This is a genomic window from Burkholderia sp. 9120, from assembly GCF_000745015.1.
Taxonomy (GTDB): domain Bacteria; phylum Pseudomonadota; class Gammaproteobacteria; order Burkholderiales; family Burkholderiaceae; genus Paraburkholderia.
In genome coordinates this window covers 6,321,449-6,340,871 of sequence record NZ_JQNA01000002.1, presented here as the reverse complement: position 1 = coordinate 6,340,871, position 19,423 = coordinate 6,321,449, and the positions used below count along the sequence as shown (strand labels likewise).

The following is a 19,423-nucleotide window of genomic DNA, read 5'->3' as shown; positions in this document are numbered from 1 at the left end:
TGGCGCCCGCCCTTCCTTCCGTTCCCCCGTCGTTCCCCAACACTCGTCAACGTACAGTGATTTGCGGCACAATAGTTTGTGCGCAATCTATTTGTGCGCTATTCCAGACGAGATGCATCATGACCCAGCGCCCCGCTTTGCCCTTCACGCTCGACGAGCAACTTTGCTTTGCGCTCTATTCGACTTCGCTTGCCATGACGAAAGCCTACAAGCCGCTGCTCGACAAGCTAGGGCTCACCTATCCGCAATACCTGGCCATGCTGGCGCTGTGGGAGAGCGACGACGTCACGGTCAAGGACATGGCCGCGCGCCTGAATCTCGATTCCGCGACGGTCACGCCGCTGCTCAAGCGTCTTGAGTCGCAAGGCCTGCTGGAGCGGGTACGCGGCGTCGACGATGAACGACTGGTGTACATCCGCCTGACCAAAGCCGGCATCGCGCTGAAGCGCCAGGCGCGCGAAGTGCCCGCCGAAATTTTCTGCGCGACCCAGCAGACGCCGGAATTCCTGCTGCGTCTGCGCGACGATTTGACACGTTTGCGGGCTACCCTCAACGATTACATGGACCACTAGCCCGCCTGGCACATCGGGTCGGCCATCGGTGCCATGTGAAATTTAATTTGCACACTAATGATTAGTGTACTATCTTAGTCACATGCCGCTTCCAAAGCGCTTCGCCCGGACGGCGGGCAAACGGCGGCAACCATGCAGATCCTGACAACCGAGACAAAGGAGCAGCACCATGAACATTCTGTACAAGACCAGCGCAACGAGCACCGGTGGCCGCGACGGTCGCGCCGTATCGGCGGACAACGCATTGGACGTTAAGCTGGCGGCGCCGCGCGAACTGGGCGGCAACGGTACAGCGGGCACGAATCCGGAACAACTGTTTGCCGCCGGCTACTCGGCGTGTTTCCTGAGCGCGATGAAGTTCGTCGCCGGTCAGCACAAGCAGACGCTGCCGGCTGACACACAAGTCACCGCGGAAGTCGGTATCGGCCCGAACGACCAGGGCGGTTTCGCACTCGACATCGAACTGCGCGTCTCGCTGCCGGGTCTCGAGGCAGCCGCCGCGAAGGAACTGGTCGACGCCGCTCACCAGGTTTGCCCGTACTCGAACGCCACGCGCAACAACGTCGCGGTTCGCCTGCAAGTCGCGTAAGCTGCGACCTCGGTGAATTGCTGAAGCATCACGCGATATGGCGCGGCAAACCGCGCCGCCGCAAACGGCGCCCGCTCCCGGCACAATAGGGGCGGGCGTTTTGTCGTTTCTGGACGCGGCACGCAATGTGCGACGACAATCCGATCCCTTAATGCGCTGGTGCTGGCGCTGGCGCCCCATACCGCGCTTTGGACGCCAGCCACCACAACCTTCACCCGACTCTTTCCGCACCCGATGACACGCGTCCGACGACTGAACGACTCCTTCGAAACCGGTCTGGTCTGGTTCCGCCGCGACCTGCGCGGCACGGACAACGCCGCGCTTTACTACGCGCTCAAACATTGTGAGCGCGTGTGGTGCGTGTTCGTGTTCGACACGACCATCCTTCAGCCGCTAATCGACGCCTGGCAGGCGCGTCATCCGGATACGCCTGTGCAGGACCGCCGCATCGAGTTCATTCTGGCGGCGCTGGGCGAACTGGACGAGGCGCTGCGCGCAGAAGGTGGCGGCCTGATCGTGCTGTACGGCGATCCGGCCGACCTGGTGCCGAAGCTTGCCGACCAGCTCGGCGTGGACGCGGTGTTCGCGAATCACGACTACGAGCCTGTGGCGATCGCGCGCGACGAAACGGTGCAGGAACGTCTCGCCGACGCCGGACGCCAATTGCTGACCTTCAAGGATCAGGTGATCTTTGAGCGCGACGAGGTGCTGACTGGCCAGAAGAAGCCGTTCACCGTGTTCACGCCGTACAAGAACGCGTGGCTCAAGCAATTGACGGCGTTCGATCTGAAGCCGTATCCGGTGGAAACCTACGCGGAACATCTGGCCACGCCGCCGGCTGCGCTGGATCGGCAATTGCCGACACTCAAGCAGCTTGGTTTCGCGCCGAGCAATCTCGCGGAACTGGCGCTGCCCACCGGCGTGAGCGGCGCGCAGCAGCTCCTCGACGATTTCATGACCCGCATCGACAGCTACGCCGATCGGCGCGACTTTCCCGCGTCCAAGGGCCCAAGCTATCTGTCGATGCACCTGCGCTTCGGCACCGTCTCGATTCGCACGCTCGCGCGCCTCGCCCACGAGATGTCGCTGCAACCCGACGGCCAAGGCTCGGCCACGTGGTTATCGGAACTGATCTGGCGGGATTTCTACTTCATGATCCTGGCGCATCACCCGCGGCTGGCGAGCGGCGCGTCGTTCAAAGAAGAGTACGAGCGCCTGCGGTGGGAGCAAGGTCCGGAAGCGGACGAGGCATTCGCCGCCTGGTGCGACGGCCGCACCGGTTATCCGCTGGTCGATGCCGCAATGCTGCAACTGAACCGCACCGGCTACATGCACAACCGCTTGCGGATGGTGACGGCGAGTTTTCTGGTGAAGGATCTGGGTGTGGACTGGCGGCTCGGCGAGCGTTATTTCGCCGAGCAACTGAACGACTTCGATTTTTCGGCGAATAACGGCGGCTGGCAGTGGGCGGCGTCGACGGGATGCGATGCCCAACCGTACTTCCGGATCTTCAACCCGATCACGCAGTCCGAAAAATTCGACGCCGAGGGGCGTTTCATCAAACGCTATTTACCGGAACTGGCGAAGCTGCCGCCCAAATGGATTCATGCACCGTGGCTAGCTGGCACAGAACGGCTGGCGGAATTCGGGGTGGTATTGGGCAAAGATTATCCCGCGCCGATCGTCGATCACGCGGAAGCGCGAGCGCGTACGCTGGCTCGTTTCGGCAAGTGAGTGCCCGCTTACATCATTGGGACTGAATTGAAAATGCCTGACATGGAGGCAATCGGAATGCGTCGTCTGCCGTCGCTGATCGTATTTTTGCTGTTGACGCTGGCCGCCGCATTAGTCGCGAGCCAGTTTCTACCCGACGCCTGGTACGCAGCGCTGCAAAAGCCTGCGTTCAATCCGCCGAACTGGGTGTTTCCGCCGGCGTGGTCGGTGCTTTATGTGCTCATGGCGATTGCCGCGTGGCGCGTGTGGAAACGCGATGGGCTGAGCGCCGCGATCGTCTTATGGGCCGTTCAACTGCTGTTCAACGCAGCATGGATGTGGCTCTTCTTCGGCCTGCACCGACCGGACATGGCGCTGATCGATATCGCGATACTACTGGTCTTGATCGCCGTGCTGACATTCGCGTTCTGGCGACGAGATCGCTGGGCAGGCGGACTGCTCGTGCCTTATGTAGCTTGGGTGGCGTTCGCCGCGGTGTTAAATCACGCGTTGTGGCAATTGAATCCGGCCGTGTAGCGTGTGTCTCGGCTTGGCTGAGTGCACGTAACAGCTTGGGCGCTTCACCCCGAACACCGGCGTTTCAATTCCCGCCGATGCTTCAACTTTGCGCAGCTTAGTGCTGGCTCATCCACGACGGCTGACGCGGATTCGCTTCGCGGTCCAGCTTGCGCATACGGAATTCCAGATCGTACAGATCGGTGGCTTCGGCGAGGAAAGCGTCGGCGCGTTCTTTCGCGAGCTGATCGGGCGATTTGGTCAGAAACAGGAACAGGCGGCTAAGCAGGTACATGGTCAACCTCGACAATGAGTGTTAGGCGTTAACGCCTAAGGGATAACCCCTATTATAGGGAAAACCCTAAAGCCGCGCCACTCATTTCAAAAATGTTGATCCAACGTCACCGCACACCAGCGGACATCGCTGCGACAGGGCTTTCCGACGATCGGCCGGCGCCCACGCGGCGCTGATGCTTGAAAAATTCCCACACCATGGCGCTGGCATCAGGGCCTTTGGCCGAATGAAACGGGATAACGTCGTCGCCGCCGCTCCACGCATGAGCAAGCCCTTGCACACGACACAGCCGCACCACCCGCCGTCCGCTGCGAATGTAGTCGCGCATCACGACGCCGCCTTTGCGTTCTTCGCGCACTTCGCCGGATTTGCGCGCGCCGTTCGCGTCGACGATACGGTTCAGGCGGAGGAACTGCTCCGCCAGTTGGTCCGCGTTGACCGGCGACACCACATGGTCGGCGTCGCCGTGAACGATAATCGCCGGCATGCCGGGATAGTTCGCCACGTCGACCAGCGCATCGACCAGCTCGGCCGGTTCACCCCGCGCGCCGCGCCGCATCACATCCATGGCGGCGATACCTGAGCGGGCTTCACCGAAAGCGGGGCCGGAATGCAGCGCCACGGCCGCGAAATGCTCCGGATAATTGAGCGCCAGCAACGCGGTCAGCCCTGCTCCGGCCGAAATACCCGCGACATACACCCGTTCGCTGTCGAAACCATGCTGCACGATCAACGCATCCACCAACGACACCACGGCGCGCGCCTCCGCCCCGCCGGCGCTTTCGCTGGCATCGTACCAATGCCAGCAGCGATGCGAATGCACATGCTTCGACTGTTCGGGATACACCACGGCAAAGCCGAAGCGGTCGGCCAGCACGTTCATGCGCGTGCCCTCGGCGAATTCATCGATCGACTGGGTGCAGCCGTGCAGCATCACGACCAGCGGCATGGATTCGAGCGCATGCCCCGACGGAATGTACAAGCCGTACTGAAGATGGTTGACCAGCCGTCCAGGCGCGGCGGGCGCCGAATGGAACGAGCGCGTCCATGCACCGCTCGCCCACGCCGAAGCGCGCGGCCGCACCCGCGATTCCCGCGCGGCAGGTCGCGACGTCTCCCGCTTTGCCGGCGCGCGCACCGCGGCGGCCTTGAGCGGACGAACCTTCGCCGAAGCCTTGCTCGTGGCGGCCCGGGTCGGCCGTGCGGGCGTGCGTTTGGCAGCTTTGTGAAGGGGCTCGGCCTGAATGGCCAGCAATCGCTTGAGACCGCGCAGCCAGATCTTCGATAGACTTTTTGCCATCGGCGGATAACCTCGCAAAAAGGGACAGGATCCGTCCGATAGAACGGGAATAGTGTTTCGTTGTGCAATGCACAATAACACCATTCCTCACGCGATGCTGGAGGCATGGACCACGTTCAATCCGCGAAATTTCCGCCCGGCGAACCTTGTCGCGAACTCGGCGTCAAACCGCGTCAGGGCTTGTTCGCCAGCCAACGTCCGGCGCCGGAAAGCGTCGCGCGCGGCGGGACCGCCCCGCAGCACCCGTCTATACTGGCGGTTAATTCTTTGACGTGTGAGGCAGCGCCAGGTCGGCGATTCGTGCCGTTCGCGCGTTAACCATTCAATACCAACCGATTCTACGCGGCCTGGGTCGCGCTTCTTGCCATGCCCGATTTACCCGTTCATCTGTGGTACGCGATTACCAGCCTCGGCGGCGCCGGCATGACGCTGCCGCTCGCGTTCGCCATCGCGCTGTGGTTGGCCGTCGGCTACTCGTGGCGCATGGCAGCGGGCTGGCTGCTGGTGCTGGGCGCGGCCATCGGCGTGACGACCGTGACCAAGCTGGCCTTCCTCGGCTGGGGCGTGGGCGTGCGCGAACTGGACTTCACCGGCGTCAGCGGTCACGCCATGCTGTCCACCGCGGTCTACCCGGTCGCGCTGTTCCTGATGCTGCTGCCGTCGCGGCCGGCCATCCGTTTGCTCGGCGTGTTGCTCGGCCTGGCCGCCGGTATCGCGGTGGGCTTGTCGCGCGTCGTGCTGAGCGCTCACTCGCCCTCCGAAGCCATTACCGGCTGTCTGGTCGGCGCGCTCGCCGCGCTGCTGTTCGTGCGTATGGCGTGGCATGCCGAACCCGGCCGTCTGTCGGCGCTGCCCGTCACCGTGAGTCTGATGGTCCTCGCGCTGCTGATGCACGGCGTCCATGTGCCCACGCAACGTTGGGTCACGCATATCGCGTTGAAGGTGTCCGGCCATGAGCGGCCGTTCATCCGCGCCAAGTGGCGGGCCGTGCGCGATGTCCGCCCGGCCACTACGCCGCTGTCGCAAACGCTCAATACCCTCACCCCGCCGCGTTCATCCCACGTTTAACACGCCGGCCCGTTGCCGCATCACGCATCGGGTTATGCGCACCGTTGAATAATCGTCATGGTTACCGTTATAACCTTTCATATATTACGATAGCGTTTTAACCTGCCGCTCCGGTCTGCGCCGGACGCCCAAGCCTCCATGACACTGTCCCGCCGCTTTCTGAAACACGCGCTGTTCATCGCCAGCGCCTTCTCTCTGGTCGTCAGCGTCAATGCGCGCGCCGATGAACTGGTGGTCTCCGCCGCCGCCAGCCTGACCAACGCGTTCAAGGCCGTCAGCGACGTGTTCGAGCAGCAGCATCCCGGCACCAAGGTTCTGCTCAACTTCGGCGCCTCCGACGTGCTGATGCAGCAGATCGCCAAGGGCGCGCCCGCCGACGTGTTCTCCTCCGCGGATCAGAAAGCCATGGACAAGGCCGCCGCCGAAAAAGTGATCGTGCCGGCCACGCGCAAAGACTTCGCCGCGAATTCGCTGGTGCTGATCGTGCCGACGGACAGCCACTTCGCGCCGACCGCCATCAACGATCTGGCATCGGCGAACGTGAAACGTGTCGCGTATGGCGATCCGGCGTCCGTGCCGATCGGCCGTTATGCGCAAGGCGCGCTGCAGGCTGCCGGCGTGTGGGACGCCGTCAGCGCGAAGGCCGTGCTCGCAGCTAACGTGCGTCAAAGTCTCGATTACGTGTCGCGCGGCGAAGTCGACGCCGGCTTCGTCTTCAGCACCGACGCCGCCGTCATGCCGGACAAGGTCAAGGTCGCGCTGAACGTGCCGACGCAAACGCCGATCACCTATCCGATCGCGCAAGTCGAAGGCAGCCGTCACGCGGCAGACGCGCAAGCCTTCATCAGCTTCGTGCTGTCGCCAGCCGGCCAGGCCGTGCTGGCGAAGTACGGCTTCAAGCCCGCGCACTGATCAACGAAATCACCGAGGCATCGCACGCCCATGCAACAGGCCTGGATTCCGCTCTTGCTGTCGCTCAAAGTAGCGGGCTGGGCCACCGCGCTCAATCTGGTGTTCGGCGTCGCGGCGGGCTTCGGCCTGTCGCGCTGGCGTTCCGGCGCGCGCGATCTGGTCGACTCGCTGCTGACGCTGCCGCTCGTGATGCCGCCCACCGTGCTCGGCTACTACCTGCTCGTGCTGCTCGGGCGGCGCGGCGTGATCGGCAGTTGGCTCGATCGTTTCGATATCCAGTTGGTGTTCACCTGGCAAGGCGCGGTGATCGCGTCGACCGTCGTGGCATTTCCGCTCGTGCTGAAATCGGCGCGCGCCGCGTTTGAAGCCGTCGATCCGCAACTCGAACGAGCCGCGCGCACGCTCGGCGTCAGCGAGACTGCCGTGTTCTTTCGCGTGACCTTGCCGCTGGCGTCGCGCGGCATTCTGGCGGGCGGGCTGCTGGCGTTCGCCCGCGCGCTCGGCGAATTCGGCGCGACGCTGATGATCGCGGGCAACTTGCCGGGCCGCACGCAGACGTTGTCGGTGGCGGTCTATTCGGCGGTGCAAGCGGGCGACGACAGCACCGCGAATTTCCTCGTGCTCGTGACTTCGGTGACGTGCGTCGTGATCCTGTTGCTGGCGGGGCGTCTCGTGCCGCAGCACACCCTGTTGACGTCCCGCTGACATGCCGCTCGCCGTCGACATCCGCAAGACATTCCAGAGCGCCGAGCGCCGTTTTACGCTCGACGTCGCATTCCAGGCGACCACGCCGCGCGTCGTGCTGTTCGGGCCGTCCGGCGCGGGCAAGAGTCTGACGTTGCAGGCGATTGCCGGCCTGCTGCACCCGGACGAGGGCGCGATCACGCTGCATGGCGACGCGCTGTTCGACAGCGCGCGCGGCATCGATCTGAAACCGCAGGCGCGCGAGATCGCGTATCTGTTTCAGGACTACGCGCTGTTTCCGCATCTCAACGTGCGGCAGAACATCGGTTTCGGTTTGCAGCAGGGTTGGCTCAATCCGCGCGCGCGGCTCGCGCATCCGCAGGTCGATTACTGGCTTGATGCGTTGGAATTGAAGAGTGTTGCCGGGAATCATCCGGCGCAGCTTTCCGGTGGACAAAAGCAGCGGGTCGCACTGGCGCGTGCGCTCGTCGCGCAACCGCGGTTGTTGCTGCTGGACGAGCCGTTTTCCGCGCTGGATAGCGCGCTGCGTCAGCGTATGCGGCGCGAGTTATCCGACCTGCAAACGCGGCTCGATATTCCGATGGTGTTGATCACGCACGATCCGGACGACGTCGCCGCATTCGGCGATCAGGTCGTGCAAGTCAGCGACGGCTGCGTGCGCGAGCATCAGGTGTTCGCGGGGTACGTGCGCAGCGAGCCTTGAATCCGAGCAAACGCCGTCGCACTGCCCGCCAGCTCAGTCCTTCACCCCAAGTATCACGCTCGACGCCTTGAATGCCGCGACGGCGACCGAACCTTCCGCCAGGCCCAACGTGTCGACGCTCTCATTGGTCACCACCGCCGTGATCACCGCGCCGCCTTCCAACCCGAGCGACACCTCGGCGCTCACCGCCCCGCGTTTCACACTCAGCACCGTGCAGCGCAACTGATTGCGCGCCGACAGCTTGAGCGGCGCGCCGCTGTCGCGCTCGACCAGCAGCACGACCCACGACGCCTTGATCAGCGCGAACGCGGCCGAACCCACCGCAAGCCCCAGCGTCTCCGTACTTTCGTGCGTGACCACGGCGACGATTTCGTGCCCGCCGGCCAATGCCAGCGCCACTTCGTCGTTGACGGTGCCGCGCGTCACCGCCGACACCGTGCCGTAAAGCTGATTGCGCGCGCTCGTTTTCACGCCGATGCGGCCGATCAGATCCCAATCCGTGGCGAATCCTTCAATCGCCGCGCCGGCCCGCTCCAGAAAGCGCCGATGCTCGCGCTCGACCGCGCGAAACGTCTCGATCAGCTTAACGGCGCGCGGCGTGAGCGTGGTGCCGCCGCCGCCCTTGCCGCCGGTCAGACGCACGACGAGCGGCTCGCCGGCGAGGTTGTTCATCGTGTCGATAGCGTCCCACGCGCCTTTGTAGCTCATGCCGACGGCTTTCGCCGCGCTGGTGATCGAGCCGGTTTCGCCGATCGCCGCGAGCAACGCGATCCGCGACGCGCCGCCGAGCGTTTGCGCGCCCGCCTGAAACCAGACGGAACCGCCGAGTTCGAGGGGCTCGTGGGAAGGATCGGAGTGGTCGGTTGTCATGGCGAGGAACGGTGGTGGAGAGCGAAAAGGACAGCAACAAGGACAGCGAATCATTATAACGACGCCACCGCGCACCGCCGTCCGCCAGCCTGGCACGCAGCCGGCCTCGAAAACGGAACCGTGGAATACTTTCTGCTCGATGCCTCGGGCACCGTTCTTCCTATTTCCTGCGCGGCCACTTCCGGCTCACGCGTTGCAACGTCGACAAGGAGCACACAGTGAACATCGATCTATCGGGCAAGACCGCTATCGTCAGCGCCTCCACTGCGGGGATCGGCCTGGCTATCGCCACCGGCATCGCCGCGGCGGGCGCGCGGACGGTCGTCAACGGACGCAAGCAGGACGCCGTGGACCGCGCCATCGAAGCCATCCTCAAGACGGCGCCGCACGCGCAGTTGCAAGGCTTTGCCGGCGACCTCTCCAGTCAGGCCGGCAGCGACGCGCTGGCGAAAGCCGTGCCGCAGGCGGACATTCTGGTGAACAACCTTGGCGTTTTCGGACCCGGCGACATTTTCTCCACGCCAGACGACGATTGGGCGCGCTACTTCGAAGTCAACGTGATGTCCGGCGTGCGACTCACGCGGCACTATCTGAAGGGCATGATGGAGCGCAAATGGGGACGCGTAGTCTTCATCTCGTCGGAATCGGGGTTGAACATTCCGCCGGATATGCTGGCCTATGGCTTCTCGAAGACCGCACAACTGAGCATTGCGCGCGGCATCGCCAAGCAGGCGGCCGGCAGCGGCGTGACGGTGAACTCCGTGCTGCCCGGACCGACGCTGTCGGACGGATTCCGTTCGATGGTGGAAGACACCGCGCGCGAGCAAGGCAAAACCGTCGAACAGGTCGCCACCGAATTCGTGCGCGCGCACCGCAGCAGTTCGATCATCCAACGCGCGGCCAGCACCGAGGAAGTGGCCAACATGGTCGTGTACGTGTGCTCGCCGCAGGCTTCGGCGACTACCGGCGCGGCGCTGCGTGTGGACGGTGGGGTCATCGATACGATTGCTTAACGGCGGCGCTTTTGCGCGGCTAAACAACGAACGGGCGATAGGGTCGAACACGGCTCCGTAAAGCGAGCCGAATCGACCCTACCGCCCGTTTCGCGTCGCGAAGCTTCCCGCTACGACACGCGCTCCGCGGCGCGCAACGCTTAAAGCGCGTACTGCGCGATCCCGTTGCCGAACGACCAATTCTCCTTCAGCACCTCGACGAGATTGATGAACACATCTTCCCGTCGCAGCCCCGGCGACTCCGCCAGTTCATCCGCCATGCGCTTGTACAGCGCCTTTTTCTGCTCGATCGTTCGCGTGTTGTTGAACGTGATCTGAACGATCACCAGATCGTCGCTGCGCTCGACGTTCAGATACTGGCTGTCGTACACAAAATTGTCGGCGTCGTGCTCGGTGATCAACATGAAAATGTCGTCCTTCGGCACGTTGCAGGTCTCCACCAGCGAACGCTGGATGCTCTGCGTCAGCGCCTTCCGGTATTCAGCCGGCTTGCCGGCGCGCAATGCGATTCGTGTGAGCGGCATGATGAATCTCCTCGGTTGCAGTGATTGGGTAAACACAGCTTAGGCGCGCTCAGTCATAATAAACAGACATCATTGATGATTTCATCTATATTCATTTGAAATGAAAGTACTTGATCTCGACGCGGTCCGCGCATTCGTTCTGGTCGCCGATCTGCGCAGCTTCACGCGCGCGGCGGATTCGCTCGGCACCACGCAATCGGCCGTGAGCCTCAAGCTCAAGCGGCTGGAAGCGCATCTGGGCAAGCAGTTGCTGGAGCGCACGCCTCGCGTGGTGCGCCTTTCCGGCGACGGCAACGCGTTTCTCGGCGCGGCACGCGACCTGTTGAACGCGCATGAACGGGCGCTGGGTTCGCTGTCGGTGGAACGTCGCCGGTTGGTGCTGGGGCTGAGCGAGCATGTCGCGGGGCCCGAGTTGCCGCAGTTGCTCGGCAGGCTCAATGCGCAGGATCCGGGACTGGTGGTGGAACTGCATATGGGGACGTCGACCGCGCTGCTCGCGCAATTCGACGAACGCCGGCTCGACGCGGTGATCGTCCGTTATGGTCCGGACGAGCCGCCGCGCGACGATACGCAGGTGCTTTTCAGCGAACCGCTCGGCTGGCTGGCCACGCCGGAATGGCTGCCGCGCGTCGGCGAGCCGTTGGCGCTGGCCTTGCTCAGCCCGCCGTGCAACGTGCGCGAAGTGGCGCTACGCGCGTTGGCGGAGGCGGGGATCGCGTGGCAGGAGGTGTTCGTCGGTGGCGGAGTCGCGGCGGTCGGCGCGGCGGTCGCGGCGGGACTGGCGGTGTCGCCGCTCGCACGCCGGGTTGCGCCGCGCGGTCTGGTCGATGTCGGCGAGCGGCTGGGTTTGCCACTGCTGCCGGAGTCGCGGGTGACGCTGCACTCGCGGGTGCGGGATCAGCGCTCGGTGGAGACGTTGCGGCTGGTGACGCATGGGTTGGCGGCACAGTGACAAAACGACTCGGCGCCGCAACGCGCGGATGAACTCCCTCGCCTTTCGCTTAAGCTAGAAAATTAACCCATTCAAAAGACGAACCGTGGACCTCGACCCCCGACAAACCGCCGCCGTGCGCGCGGTCATCGAAACCGGCAGTTTCGAGCAGGCCGCCGTGCGGCTGAATCTCACGTCGTCGGCGGTATCGCAGCGGGTGCGGGCGCTCGAAACGCGCATCGGCAATCCGCTGATCGTGCGCACGCGACCATGTCGCGCCACGCAGATGGGCCAGCGCCTGCTGCAATATCTGCGGCGCGCCGCGCTGCTCGAAGACGACTTCGCCAGCGACCTGGCCGGCGCCAACGAGGCGCTGCTGAGCGTCGCCGCCGCCGTCAACGCGGACACGCTATCCACGTGGTTTTTCCCCGCTCTCTCGGACATCCTGCTGCAGGAAAACGTGCTGCTGGACCTAACCGTCGACGATCAGGACCATACGCATGCGCTGCTCGCGTCGGGTCTTGCGATCGGCTGCATCACCACTGAACCCGCGCCGATGCGCGGCTGCTTCGCCGAACGGCTCGGAGCGATGCGCTACCGGATGGTGGCATCGGCGGCGTTTGTCGAACGCTGGTTTCCGAATGGGTTGACGCGTGACAGCGCGCGGCGCGCGCCGGTGATCCTGTCCTCACGCAAGGACGCGTTGCAGGCGCGCTTTCTCGAGACGCGCCTCGGCTTGCCGCCGGAGGCGTATCCGTGCCATTACGTGCCCGCGCCGGTCCCGCGTTACATGGCGATCCAGCGCGGCCTCGCGTATGGAATGGTGCCGGAGCTGGAATTCGGCGACGCCGTGGCGCGCGGCGAGCTGGTCGACCTCGCGCCGAAACAGCCCACCGACGTCGAGTTGTACTGGCACGCGTGGAAGGTGCAGTCGCCGCGCCTGGAAAAGCTGTCGGCGCGGATCGTGGAACTGGGCCGCACGGCGTTGGGGCCGCCCGAGACCAAGGCCAAACGCAAACGCGCCGGCTGAAATCGAGCTCAGTGAAGAATTGGCGGCAACGAGCCGCTACCGGCGGTCGCCGGATTGCTGGACGTGGCGGCCATCGCCGCCGGACTGGCGCTAACGTTTGCGTTTTGAGCCGGCGCATTGGCTTGAGCTACTGCCGGTTTCGTTGCAGCCGATTTCGCCGCAACCTTGGCCGCGTGCGGACGCGTCGCATGTCCTTGAACCAGGTTGGCGTGCGTGACCTTGCCCTGTCCTGATTTCGCCGTCACCAGTTGCGCATGTGGCTTCTTACCCTGCGCCATCACGGCTGCTTTCGGCTTCCTGGGCTTGCCGCCTGTAGTGCCCAGCGCTTTGACGGTTCCTTTTGCACTCCCATTCCTGGCCGTCACTTTCTTTACCGCGCCACGCGTCGCTGGCTTGCCACCTTTGCCCGTCACCGACGCCGACGCCACACGCTGCGCCCCGTGCTGACCGCTCGCCGTATGCCTGGAAGCGGTTTTTGACGCCGTCTTCGACGAGGCAACCTTCGCCCCCGCTTTTGAACCCGCCTTCGAACCGCCCGAAGCCTTAACCTTCCCAACCTTCTTCGTCTTCCCGGCCTGTTTGGCCGCATGCCCCGTCGCTTCCGGCGGATTCCACGTTTCCGCATAACCCGCAGCCATCGCCGCACCCGACACACACCACACGGCCAGCGCCGCTGCTACTACTCGAACCCACATCTCCCGCTTCTCCTGATCTGCCACTGCCCAATGAGCCCGGGATTATATTCCCTTGCAAAAATCCACATCTAGACTATTATTTATCTTAAGTACATAAAAGGACTTACCCGCTCATGGCTCACGCCGCCCGTGCCTCACAGCCCGACGCGCCGATTCGACGGCCCGCTTCGGCCCCCTCGTTAACGGAAATGTCCGCGGCGGGTTTGCGCGCTTTCTTCAACATCGCACGCGACTGGGACTTGAGCGCCGAGGAGCAGATCGTGCTGCTCGGCTCACCTGGCCGCTCCACTTTCTTCAAATGGAAAGCGGCGCCTGAAACGGCGCGCGTCGGGCGCGATACGCTCGAACGCCTGTCGCTGCTGCTCGGCATCTACAAGGCGCTGCAAATCCTGCTGCCGCAAGCCGGCGCCGCGGACTCCTGGATCAAGCGCCCCAACAGCGCGCCGCCATTCGGCGGCCGTCGCGCGCTAGACCGCATGCTGGCCGGCAACATCAGCGATCTCGTGGCCGTACGCCAGTATCTCGACGCAATGCGAGGCGGCTGGGCGTGACACAACCGCAATGGCAGGACCGCTGGCGCACGGCGCGGCTCGACTGGTCGCCCGCCTATCGGGTGATTCCCACACGCTTTCCGGCCGTCAATCTGTTCGACCGGGTGGCATCGCCGCAAGATTTCGACGCGTTGTACGCGCTCGAGGCGATGACCAACGACCGTCTGCGCACCGAGGTCGGCGATCTCGATCTGGTGCCGTACGAAGAGCGCCAATTCGGGCCCGGCTACGGACCGATCATGGCCGCGTTGACGCATCTGAATCCGCTAGGCAGTCGCTTTTCGGACGGCAGCTACGGCGTGTTTTATTGCGCCCGCTCGCGCGCCACCGCGATCGCCGAAACGCGGTATCACACGGGCAAATTTCTGGAGGCCACCGCCGAGGCGCCCATGCGCCAGCAAATGCGTCTCTACACGGTTATCGCGCAAGGCAACGTGGTGGATCTTCGCGGCGATGCGTCGCTGGATCTCGCGGTGCTGTCGCCGCACGATTATCTGGCGGGGCAATCGCTCGGTCGCGCGGTGCGCGAAGCGGGGGCGCCGGGCATTGCGTATCCATCGGTGCGAGACCCGGACGGCGAATGTCTCGCCGGGTTCAAAACGACACTGCTGCGCGCCTGTCATCACGCCGCGTATCTGGAATACAACTGGAACGGCACGAGCGTGGATATGGTGTTCGAACTCAACCAGGTGGGTTGATACGCTGACGGTTGAATCGCAAAAGATGCCCTAAGGCGCGCGTAAAAGCGTCAGCGAACGCCGAGCAAACTGCGTCAAGGCAACGCCAACGCCGCCGCGCCATCGGCACGCGCGTCTTCGGTCGAGACCGACCAGCGGCGCAATGCCTGCGGCTCCACGATCGTCAGCTTGCCGCTCGGCCCGAACGCGCCGGTGTCGATGAACACCTGCGAGCCAATCTGCTGAATATCGCGCATCGGCGTGTGGCCGCAATACGTCAGCGAAAGACCGCGTTGACGGCCGGGATCGCTATTGCCCAAAGCGAGGCCACGACCCCACAGCAAATGCTGACGGGTGTCGGCGGAAAAATTCCCTGCATCGAGTTCAGCGTCCGAGCCGAAGAATTCGGCATGCAGAATATTGAAGCGCTCCTTGCCGCTGCCCACCACCCGCACGAGCGGCAACGTCCGCAATTGCTCCGCATAGTGCTGCAAGCGTTCGTCGGGCAAATCCGCCGCCCACGCGCCGCCAATGCCATACCACCACTGACGCCGCATACGACCGTCCGCAACACCGCACAACGTGTCTTCGTGATTGCCGAGCACGGGGAAAAACCACGCCTTGTCGAGTAGCGCGAGCGCCTGTTCGGAATGCTCGCCGCGATCCACCAGATCGCCGACCGAGAACAGCCGGTCGCGCGCGGGATCGAACGCGATGGTGCGCAGCAGATAGCGCAATGCATCGACGCAGCCATGCAGATCGCCGACCACGAAATCGCGGCCGCTCGCATTGGCCGAATGATGCTGAACGGGATTGACGAGTACGGAAGCCATGGGCCCATGATAATGCGACAGATACGCGACGTATGCGCGTTGCCCATCGTATCCCGGCGCGCCGAACGGCGAAATTGATGCAAATCGACGCGAAAACCGCGTGTTTCCGGAAGCCCTCTCCGGAAACACGCGCTCCGCGCGGCCGCTATTGCTGAGTGCGCAGCTTGGCGACCTGATCGACGGTCACTGTCGACTGAGGATTGCCGAACTGTTTGGTCACATAGTTGGTGATGGCGGCGACCTGATCGTCGGTGAGTTCGGTGCCGAAGGCGGGCATCAGCACGTCCGCCTGCTTCGTCGTCCGTCTGACGCCGTGCAGGATCACCATCGCCAGATTGTTGGCGTCGCTCGCGCCGACCGCCGAGTTATGGATCAGCGACGGATACGCCCCCGGCGCGCTCGCGCCCACGCCTTGGCCCGTCCAGCTATGACAGGTCGCGCAATTGGCCACGAACAGCTGCGCGCCGTTCACCGCGTTGACGGTGGTGCCGCGCATTGCCGTGACGTCGTTGGCGGGATTGCCCCACTGGTCGCGCGGACGCGCTTCGCCGCCGCTGATCGGCGGCACGGAGTGCAAATACGCGACGATCGACCCGAGGTCTTCACGCGTCAGATATTGCGTGCTGTCGGTCACCACTTCGGCCATCGGGCCGGCCGCGTTGGCGCGTCCCGGCGCCGCGCCGGTCGACAGATACGAAACGAGCTCGTCGTCGCTCCAGTTGCCCACGCCGCTGTTCTTGTCCGGCGTGATGTTGTACGCATGCCAGCCGGCCTGCAGCGCGCCGGAGAAGCGCGAACTCGTCTTCAAACCCTGGGTGAAATTACGCGGCGTATGGCACTCCTCGCAATGCGCGAGACCTTCCACCAGATACGCGCCGCGATTCCACTCGGCGCTTTGCTTCGGATCGGGGACGAAACGCCCCTCGGTGAAATTGAACATGTTCCAGAACACCATCAACCAGCGCTGGTTGAAGGGGAATTTCAGGCTGTTGCTCGGCGGCGCATAGTGGATCGGCGTGAGCGTGTTCAGATACGCGCGAATCGCCAGCACGTCCTGATCGGTGACCTTGGTGTATTCCGCATAAGGGAACGCGGGATAAAGCCGCTCGCCGCTCTTGCCGATACCTTCATGCATCGCGCGCAGAAAATCGGCGTCGCTCAATTGGCCGATGCCGGTGTCCGGATCGGGCGTGATGTTGGGCGTCACGATGGTGCCGAACGGCGTGTTGATCGGCAGGCCGCCCGCAAACGGACGGGCTTTGTCCGCCGTGTGACACGCGACGCAATCGCCGGCGCGCGCGAGGTATTCGCCGCGTTTCACCAGATCGCTGCTACCGGCTGCGGCGGCGGGCGTGGGCGCGCTGTTGGCCACACCGTTGGCCGCACCACCGGGCGCTTGCGACGCGTCGTCAGCATGCGCCTGCATGATCGGCAATTCGTCGTTATGCCGCGCGTTGGGCCCATGCGCTTCGTACCACGCCACATACAGCGCGAACAGCGAGAACGCCGCCGCCAGCGTCGCGACCCGGAAACGCCGCCGCTTGTGCTGAACGAGCGCCTGAGCCGGCTGCCCGCGAGAGAAGTTCTTCGTCATGGTGGCGCTCCGTTCAGGGCTCAGATTTCACGCTTGAGCTTGTCGGCCAGTTTCAGCGACAAGGCTGCGATCGTCAGCGTGCAATTTACCGAGGCCGCGGTGGGCATCACGCCGCTGCTGGCGATGAACAGATTGGAGTGATCGTGCGTGCGGCAATCCGCATCGACGACCGAATCCGCCGGGTCGCTGCCCATGATCGTGGTGCCCATGATGTGATTGTTGGGGGCGAAGGTGTCGTCGAACGAGACCTCGGCGCCGCCGAACAGGTTGGCGATCTGCGCGTAGAGTTCATGCGTATTGGCCGCGCTTTTCTTCACGTAGTCGTTGATCGAGTAGTAGATCTCCGGCTGCGGAATGCCGAGCGCGTCCTTGTGATCCGCCGACGGCACCACCCGGTTCTGCGGCTCGGCCAGATGCTCGTGAAAGCTGTTGATGTTCAGCGTGCGCGCCGCGCGGTCGCGAATCTGCCGGTCGAGCTCGGCGCCGGTGAGGCCTTTGCCCAGCAGATCGGCGGTCACGCTCATGGTCGGCACGCCGTTCGACAGATGCAGCTTCTTGGCCGCGTAATCGGAGCGGAACGCGCCGTCGCGGAAGTTGACGATCGAGGTCATTTCCATCGGCCCGCGTCCGGGCCACAACGGTTCATTGGCGAGAAAGGTCACGCCCGTGCCCGGATGATCCATCAGGTTGCGGCCCACCTGGTCGGAACTGTTGCCCACGCCGTGCGGGAATTTGTCGGAGGTCGACATCAGCATCAGCTTCGGCGTTTCAATGCCGTTGGCGGCGAGCACGAACAGCTTGCCGGTCACGCGTGTGCTGTTGCCGTTCGGGTCCTTGTAGTGGACCGCCGTGATGAGCCCTTTGTTGTCCGCTTCGACGCGGTACACCACCGCCTCGGGAATCAGTTTCGCGCCGGCCTGCTCGGCCTTTTCCGCGTGTACCACGCCGTTGTACATCGCGGCGATCGGGCAGATCGGCATGCAATTGTTGTTGCCGCAGCAGGTGGGTCGCGCGTCGTACGGACGGCTGTTGCGCGCCACCGGCTCGGGCACCACCTTGAAGCCCTGCGCATTCAGCACGTCGCTAAACCGTTGATCCATGTACGACAGCGGTAGTGCGCTCATCGGGTAAGGCTTCGAACGCGGCGAGCCGAGATCGATCGAGTTATCCGGGCCCGACACGCCCAACTGCGCTTCCGCCGCGGAATACCACGGTTCGAGCGTTTCGTACGGATACGGCCAGTCGCGCCCCACGCCGTACAGCTTGTGCAACTGGAAGTCCGACGGCAGCAGGCGCCACGCGGCCGCCGCCCAGTGCCAGGTGGTGCCGCCCACCAGCCGCACGTACTGCGAGTTGTACGGATAGTCGCCCTTCTGGATCAGATAATTGTTGGCCGGCGCGTACTCGGGATGCGGCGCGTAGGGCGTGGACGGATACGGCGTCGCGAAGTCGGACTTGGCCGGCGAGTTGCGGAAGTTCTCGACGATCTGCCAGCGCGGAATGCGCGGCCCGGCTTCGAGCAGGATCACCGAGGCACCGGCCAGCGCCATCTGATGCGCGACCAGTCCACCCGCCACGCCCGAACCGACTACGACGATGTCGGCGGAAGTTGAGTTTGCCATTGTTGCCCTCTTTTATATCGACCGGGGAACGTCGTTGCGTCAGGCGCTGACCGGTTTCTGCGTCCAGTAGAACGGCACGTCGCGGCAATACGACGGAATGGTCAGCACGTCTTTCACGGGCTCGAACATCAGCGCTTTTTCATAGGCGATCACGTCCACATGCGGCATCTCGCCGACCAGGCCCAGATACCACGCGCGCATGATCGCGCCCACGGTTTTCGCGAGCGCCGGTTGCTCGGCCTGCAAGGCCTGCGTGACCGTATCGGACGGCACACCGCCATGGCCTTGCAGCCACGTATTGAGCGCGGCGACGTTCTGGGTGAACTGGCTGTCGGATTTAGCGAGGGCGTCGTAGTAACGCTTGCTGAGAATCGGGTCGAAGCTCGTGTGGGCAGTGAGGCGCTGCGAGAGCGCGACGAAAGCGTCGAGGCCGCCGCCCGCGGGCGCATCGGCGAAAGCGGGGGCGATCCACGAGAGCGAGCGGCCGGCGCCGGCAAACGCGAGCGCCACGGCGCCGGCGCAGGCACCGAGCACCCACGCTCTGCGTGACGCGGAAAATGACGTTGGAAACGATTTCGACAACGAAGCTGACGACGACAACCCGGCTGAATGCGTCACTTCGTGGTGCGCATTATTTTTCTCAGGAACATCTGTCATGGGGACTCCAGATGGTGAGTCGATCGTGAGTCATACTCAACGGGCAACACGGC

Annotated in this window: 22 protein-coding genes; 13 read left to right on the top strand and 9 right to left on the bottom strand. The window is 64.0% G+C overall.

Annotated features, from left to right (window positions below; translation table 11 throughout):
• Window positions 1-119: 119 nt before the first annotated feature.
• The 4 genes from FA94_RS36095 (at window position 120) to FA94_RS36080 (ending at window position 3,411) form a co-directional block, all read left to right on the top strand.
• A complete protein-coding gene (locus FA94_RS36095) occupies window positions 120-572 on the top strand; it encodes a MarR family winged helix-turn-helix transcriptional regulator (RefSeq protein ID WP_035561131.1) in 453 nt (150 codons plus the stop codon).
• A gap of 169 nt (window positions 573-741) precedes the next feature.
• Entirely contained in the window at window positions 742-1,161 is a 420-nt protein-coding gene (locus FA94_RS36090) for an organic hydroperoxide resistance protein (RefSeq protein ID WP_035561127.1), read from the top strand.
• A 234-nt stretch (window positions 1,162-1,395) separates the two neighbouring features.
• The gene (locus FA94_RS36085; RefSeq protein ID WP_035561124.1) at window positions 1,396-2,895 is read left to right on the top strand and encodes a cryptochrome/photolyase family protein; all 1,500 of its coding nucleotides are present in this window, start codon (window positions 1,396-1,398) and stop codon (window positions 2,893-2,895) included.
• 57 nt (window positions 2,896-2,952) lie between these two features.
• Window positions 2,953-3,411, top strand: coding sequence for a TspO/MBR family protein (locus FA94_RS36080; RefSeq protein ID WP_035561122.1), 459 nt, complete (start codon window positions 2,953-2,955; stop codon window positions 3,409-3,411).
• Window positions 3,412-3,508: 97 nt separating this feature from the next.
• Here the strand turns inward: FA94_RS36080 and FA94_RS38405 are convergent, their stop codons facing one another.
• Window positions 3,509-3,685, bottom strand: coding sequence for a DUF3563 family protein (locus FA94_RS38405; protein WP_081936309.1), 177 nt, complete (start codon window positions 3,683-3,685; stop codon window positions 3,509-3,511).
• Between the two features lie 106 nt (window positions 3,686-3,791).
• Complete coding sequence (locus FA94_RS36075) at window positions 3,792-4,985, bottom strand: extracellular catalytic domain type 1 short-chain-length polyhydroxyalkanoate depolymerase (protein ID WP_035561119.1); 1,194 nt, start codon at window positions 4,983-4,985, stop codon at window positions 3,792-3,794.
• Between the two features lie 366 nt (window positions 4,986-5,351).
• Between FA94_RS36075 and FA94_RS36070 the strand changes: the two genes are divergently transcribed.
• From FA94_RS36070 to FA94_RS36055, 4 genes are all read left to right on the top strand, one after another.
• On the top strand, window positions 5,352-6,053 hold the full coding sequence (locus FA94_RS36070) for a phosphatase PAP2 family protein (protein ID WP_035561117.1): 702 nt from the start codon (window positions 5,352-5,354) through the stop codon (window positions 6,051-6,053).
• A gap of 138 nt (window positions 6,054-6,191) precedes the next feature.
• A complete protein-coding gene (gene modA, locus FA94_RS36065; protein WP_035561115.1) occupies window positions 6,192-6,965 on the top strand; it encodes a molybdate ABC transporter substrate-binding protein in 774 nt (257 codons plus the stop codon).
• Window positions 6,966-6,995: 30 nt separating this feature from the next.
• On the top strand, window positions 6,996-7,670 hold the full coding sequence (gene modB / locus FA94_RS36060; protein WP_035561113.1) for a molybdate ABC transporter permease subunit: 675 nt from the start codon (window positions 6,996-6,998) through the stop codon (window positions 7,668-7,670).
• Window position 7,671: 1 nt separating this feature from the next.
• Window positions 7,672-8,373 carry a sulfate/molybdate ABC transporter ATP-binding protein gene (locus FA94_RS36055; RefSeq protein ID WP_035561109.1) on the top strand — a complete coding sequence of 234 codons (702 nt, stop codon included), beginning with the start codon at window positions 7,672-7,674 and terminating at the stop codon, window positions 8,371-8,373.
• Between the two features lie 33 nt (window positions 8,374-8,406).
• Here FA94_RS36055 and FA94_RS36050 read toward each other — a convergent pair whose 3' ends face one another.
• Complete coding sequence (locus FA94_RS36050; RefSeq protein ID WP_035561106.1) at window positions 8,407-9,243, bottom strand: TOBE domain-containing protein; 837 nt, start codon at window positions 9,241-9,243, stop codon at window positions 8,407-8,409.
• 218 nt (window positions 9,244-9,461) lie between these two features.
• On the opposite strand from FA94_RS36050, the gene FA94_RS36045 reads away from it, so the two are divergent.
• Window positions 9,462-10,256 carry an SDR family NAD(P)-dependent oxidoreductase gene (locus FA94_RS36045; protein ID WP_035561103.1) on the top strand — a complete coding sequence of 265 codons (795 nt, stop codon included), beginning with the start codon at window positions 9,462-9,464 and terminating at the stop codon, window positions 10,254-10,256.
• Between the two features lie 140 nt (window positions 10,257-10,396).
• On the opposite strand, the gene FA94_RS36040 is transcribed toward FA94_RS36045, so the two are convergent.
• A complete protein-coding gene (locus tag FA94_RS36040) occupies window positions 10,397-10,780 on the bottom strand; it encodes a tautomerase family protein (RefSeq protein ID WP_035561100.1) in 384 nt (127 codons plus the stop codon).
• A gap of 100 nt (window positions 10,781-10,880) precedes the next feature.
• Between FA94_RS36040 and FA94_RS36035 the strand changes: the two genes are divergently transcribed.
• Window positions 10,881-11,732 carry a LysR family transcriptional regulator gene (locus tag FA94_RS36035; RefSeq protein ID WP_035561098.1) on the top strand — a complete coding sequence of 284 codons (852 nt, stop codon included), beginning with the start codon at window positions 10,881-10,883 and terminating at the stop codon, window positions 11,730-11,732.
• An 85-nt stretch (window positions 11,733-11,817) separates the two neighbouring features.
• A complete protein-coding gene (locus FA94_RS36030) occupies window positions 11,818-12,741 on the top strand; it encodes an HTH-type transcriptional regulator ArgP (RefSeq protein WP_051981117.1) in 924 nt (307 codons plus the stop codon).
• Window positions 12,742-12,749: 8 nt separating this feature from the next.
• Here the strand turns inward: FA94_RS36030 and FA94_RS36025 are convergent, their stop codons facing one another.
• Window positions 12,750-13,436: a hypothetical protein gene (locus FA94_RS36025; protein ID WP_035561096.1), complete on the bottom strand. Its 687-nt coding sequence runs from the start codon at window positions 13,434-13,436 to the stop codon at window positions 12,750-12,752.
• A gap of 113 nt (window positions 13,437-13,549) precedes the next feature.
• Here FA94_RS36025 and FA94_RS36020 point away from each other — a divergent pair, with 113 nt between their 5' ends.
• Both FA94_RS36020 and FA94_RS36015 read left to right on the top strand, forming a co-directional pair.
• A complete protein-coding gene (locus FA94_RS36020) occupies window positions 13,550-13,987 on the top strand; it encodes an MbcA/ParS/Xre antitoxin family protein (protein WP_035561093.1) in 438 nt (145 codons plus the stop codon).
• Complete coding sequence (locus tag FA94_RS36015) at window positions 13,984-14,685, top strand: RES family NAD+ phosphorylase (RefSeq protein WP_035561091.1); 702 nt, start codon at window positions 13,984-13,986, stop codon at window positions 14,683-14,685. Before FA94_RS36020 ends, FA94_RS36015 begins: the two co-directional genes overlap by 4 nt.
• A gap of 74 nt (window positions 14,686-14,759) precedes the next feature.
• Here the strand turns inward: FA94_RS36015 and FA94_RS36010 are convergent, their stop codons facing one another.
• The 4 genes from FA94_RS36010 to FA94_RS35995 all read right to left on the bottom strand — a co-directional run bounded on the left by FA94_RS36010 (window position 14,760) and on the right by FA94_RS35995 (window position 19,370).
• Window positions 14,760-15,497 (bottom strand): metallophosphoesterase, encoded by a 738-nt coding sequence (locus tag FA94_RS36010; RefSeq protein WP_035561088.1) that lies wholly within the window; start codon window positions 15,495-15,497, stop codon window positions 14,760-14,762.
• 145 nt (window positions 15,498-15,642) lie between these two features.
• Window positions 15,643-17,091 (bottom strand): c-type cytochrome, encoded by a 1,449-nt coding sequence (locus FA94_RS36005; protein ID WP_035561086.1) that lies wholly within the window; start codon window positions 17,089-17,091, stop codon window positions 15,643-15,645.
• Window positions 17,092-17,111: 20 nt separating this feature from the next.
• On the bottom strand, window positions 17,112-18,713 hold the full coding sequence (locus FA94_RS36000; RefSeq protein WP_035561081.1) for a GMC family oxidoreductase: 1,602 nt from the start codon (window positions 18,711-18,713) through the stop codon (window positions 17,112-17,114).
• A gap of 39 nt (window positions 18,714-18,752) precedes the next feature.
• Window positions 18,753-19,370 carry a sugar dehydrogenase complex small subunit gene (locus FA94_RS35995; RefSeq protein ID WP_035561078.1) on the bottom strand — a complete coding sequence of 206 codons (618 nt, stop codon included), beginning with the start codon at window positions 19,368-19,370 and terminating at the stop codon, window positions 18,753-18,755.
• Window positions 19,371-19,423 lie beyond the last annotated feature (53 nt).

What these genes read in the sequence shown, in the direction of transcription:
- FA94_RS36095 (WP_035561131.1), top strand. Translation starts at nt 120, where the DNA reads ATGACCCAGCGCCCCGCTTTGCCCTTCACGCTCGACGAGCAACTTTGC.
- FA94_RS36090 (WP_035561127.1), top strand. Translation starts at nt 742, where the DNA reads ATGAACATTCTGTACAAGACCAGCGCAACGAGCACCGGTGGCCGCGAC.
- FA94_RS36085 (WP_035561124.1), top strand. Translation starts at nt 1,396, where the DNA reads ATGACACGCGTCCGACGACTGAACGACTCCTTCGAAACCGGTCTGGTC.
- FA94_RS36080 (WP_035561122.1), top strand. Translation starts at nt 2,953, where the DNA reads ATGCGTCGTCTGCCGTCGCTGATCGTATTTTTGCTGTTGACGCTGGCC.
- FA94_RS38405 (WP_081936309.1), bottom strand. Translation starts at nt 3,685, where the DNA reads ATGTACCTGCTTAGCCGCCTGTTCCTGTTTCTGACCAAATCGCCCGAT.
- FA94_RS36075 (WP_035561119.1), bottom strand. Translation starts at nt 4,985, where the DNA reads ATGGCAAAAAGTCTATCGAAGATCTGGCTGCGCGGTCTCAAGCGATTG.
- FA94_RS36070 (WP_035561117.1), top strand. Translation starts at nt 5,352, where the DNA reads ATGCCCGATTTACCCGTTCATCTGTGGTACGCGATTACCAGCCTCGGC.
- modA (WP_035561115.1), top strand. Translation starts at nt 6,192, where the DNA reads ATGACACTGTCCCGCCGCTTTCTGAAACACGCGCTGTTCATCGCCAGC.
- modB (WP_035561113.1), top strand. Translation starts at nt 6,996, where the DNA reads ATGCAACAGGCCTGGATTCCGCTCTTGCTGTCGCTCAAAGTAGCGGGC.
- FA94_RS36055 (WP_035561109.1), top strand. Translation starts at nt 7,672, where the DNA reads ATGCCGCTCGCCGTCGACATCCGCAAGACATTCCAGAGCGCCGAGCGC.
- FA94_RS36050 (WP_035561106.1), bottom strand. Translation starts at nt 9,243, where the DNA reads ATGACAACCGACCACTCCGATCCTTCCCACGAGCCCCTCGAACTCGGC.
- FA94_RS36040 (WP_035561100.1), bottom strand. Translation starts at nt 10,780, where the DNA reads ATGCCGCTCACACGAATCGCATTGCGCGCCGGCAAGCCGGCTGAATAC.
- FA94_RS36035 (WP_035561098.1), top strand. Translation starts at nt 10,881, where the DNA reads ATGAAAGTACTTGATCTCGACGCGGTCCGCGCATTCGTTCTGGTCGCC.
- FA94_RS36025 (WP_035561096.1), bottom strand. Translation starts at nt 13,436, where the DNA reads ATGTGGGTTCGAGTAGTAGCAGCGGCGCTGGCCGTGTGGTGTGTGTCG.
- FA94_RS36020 (WP_035561093.1), top strand. Translation starts at nt 13,550, where the DNA reads ATGGCTCACGCCGCCCGTGCCTCACAGCCCGACGCGCCGATTCGACGG.
- FA94_RS36010 (WP_035561088.1), bottom strand. Translation starts at nt 15,497, where the DNA reads ATGGCTTCCGTACTCGTCAATCCCGTTCAGCATCATTCGGCCAATGCG.
- FA94_RS36005 (WP_035561086.1), bottom strand. Translation starts at nt 17,091, where the DNA reads ATGACGAAGAACTTCTCTCGCGGGCAGCCGGCTCAGGCGCTCGTTCAG.
- FA94_RS36000 (WP_035561081.1), bottom strand. Translation starts at nt 18,713, where the DNA reads ATGGCAAACTCAACTTCCGCCGACATCGTCGTAGTCGGTTCGGGCGTG.
- FA94_RS35995 (WP_035561078.1), bottom strand. Translation starts at nt 19,370, where the DNA reads ATGACAGATGTTCCTGAGAAAAATAATGCGCACCACGAAGTGACGCAT.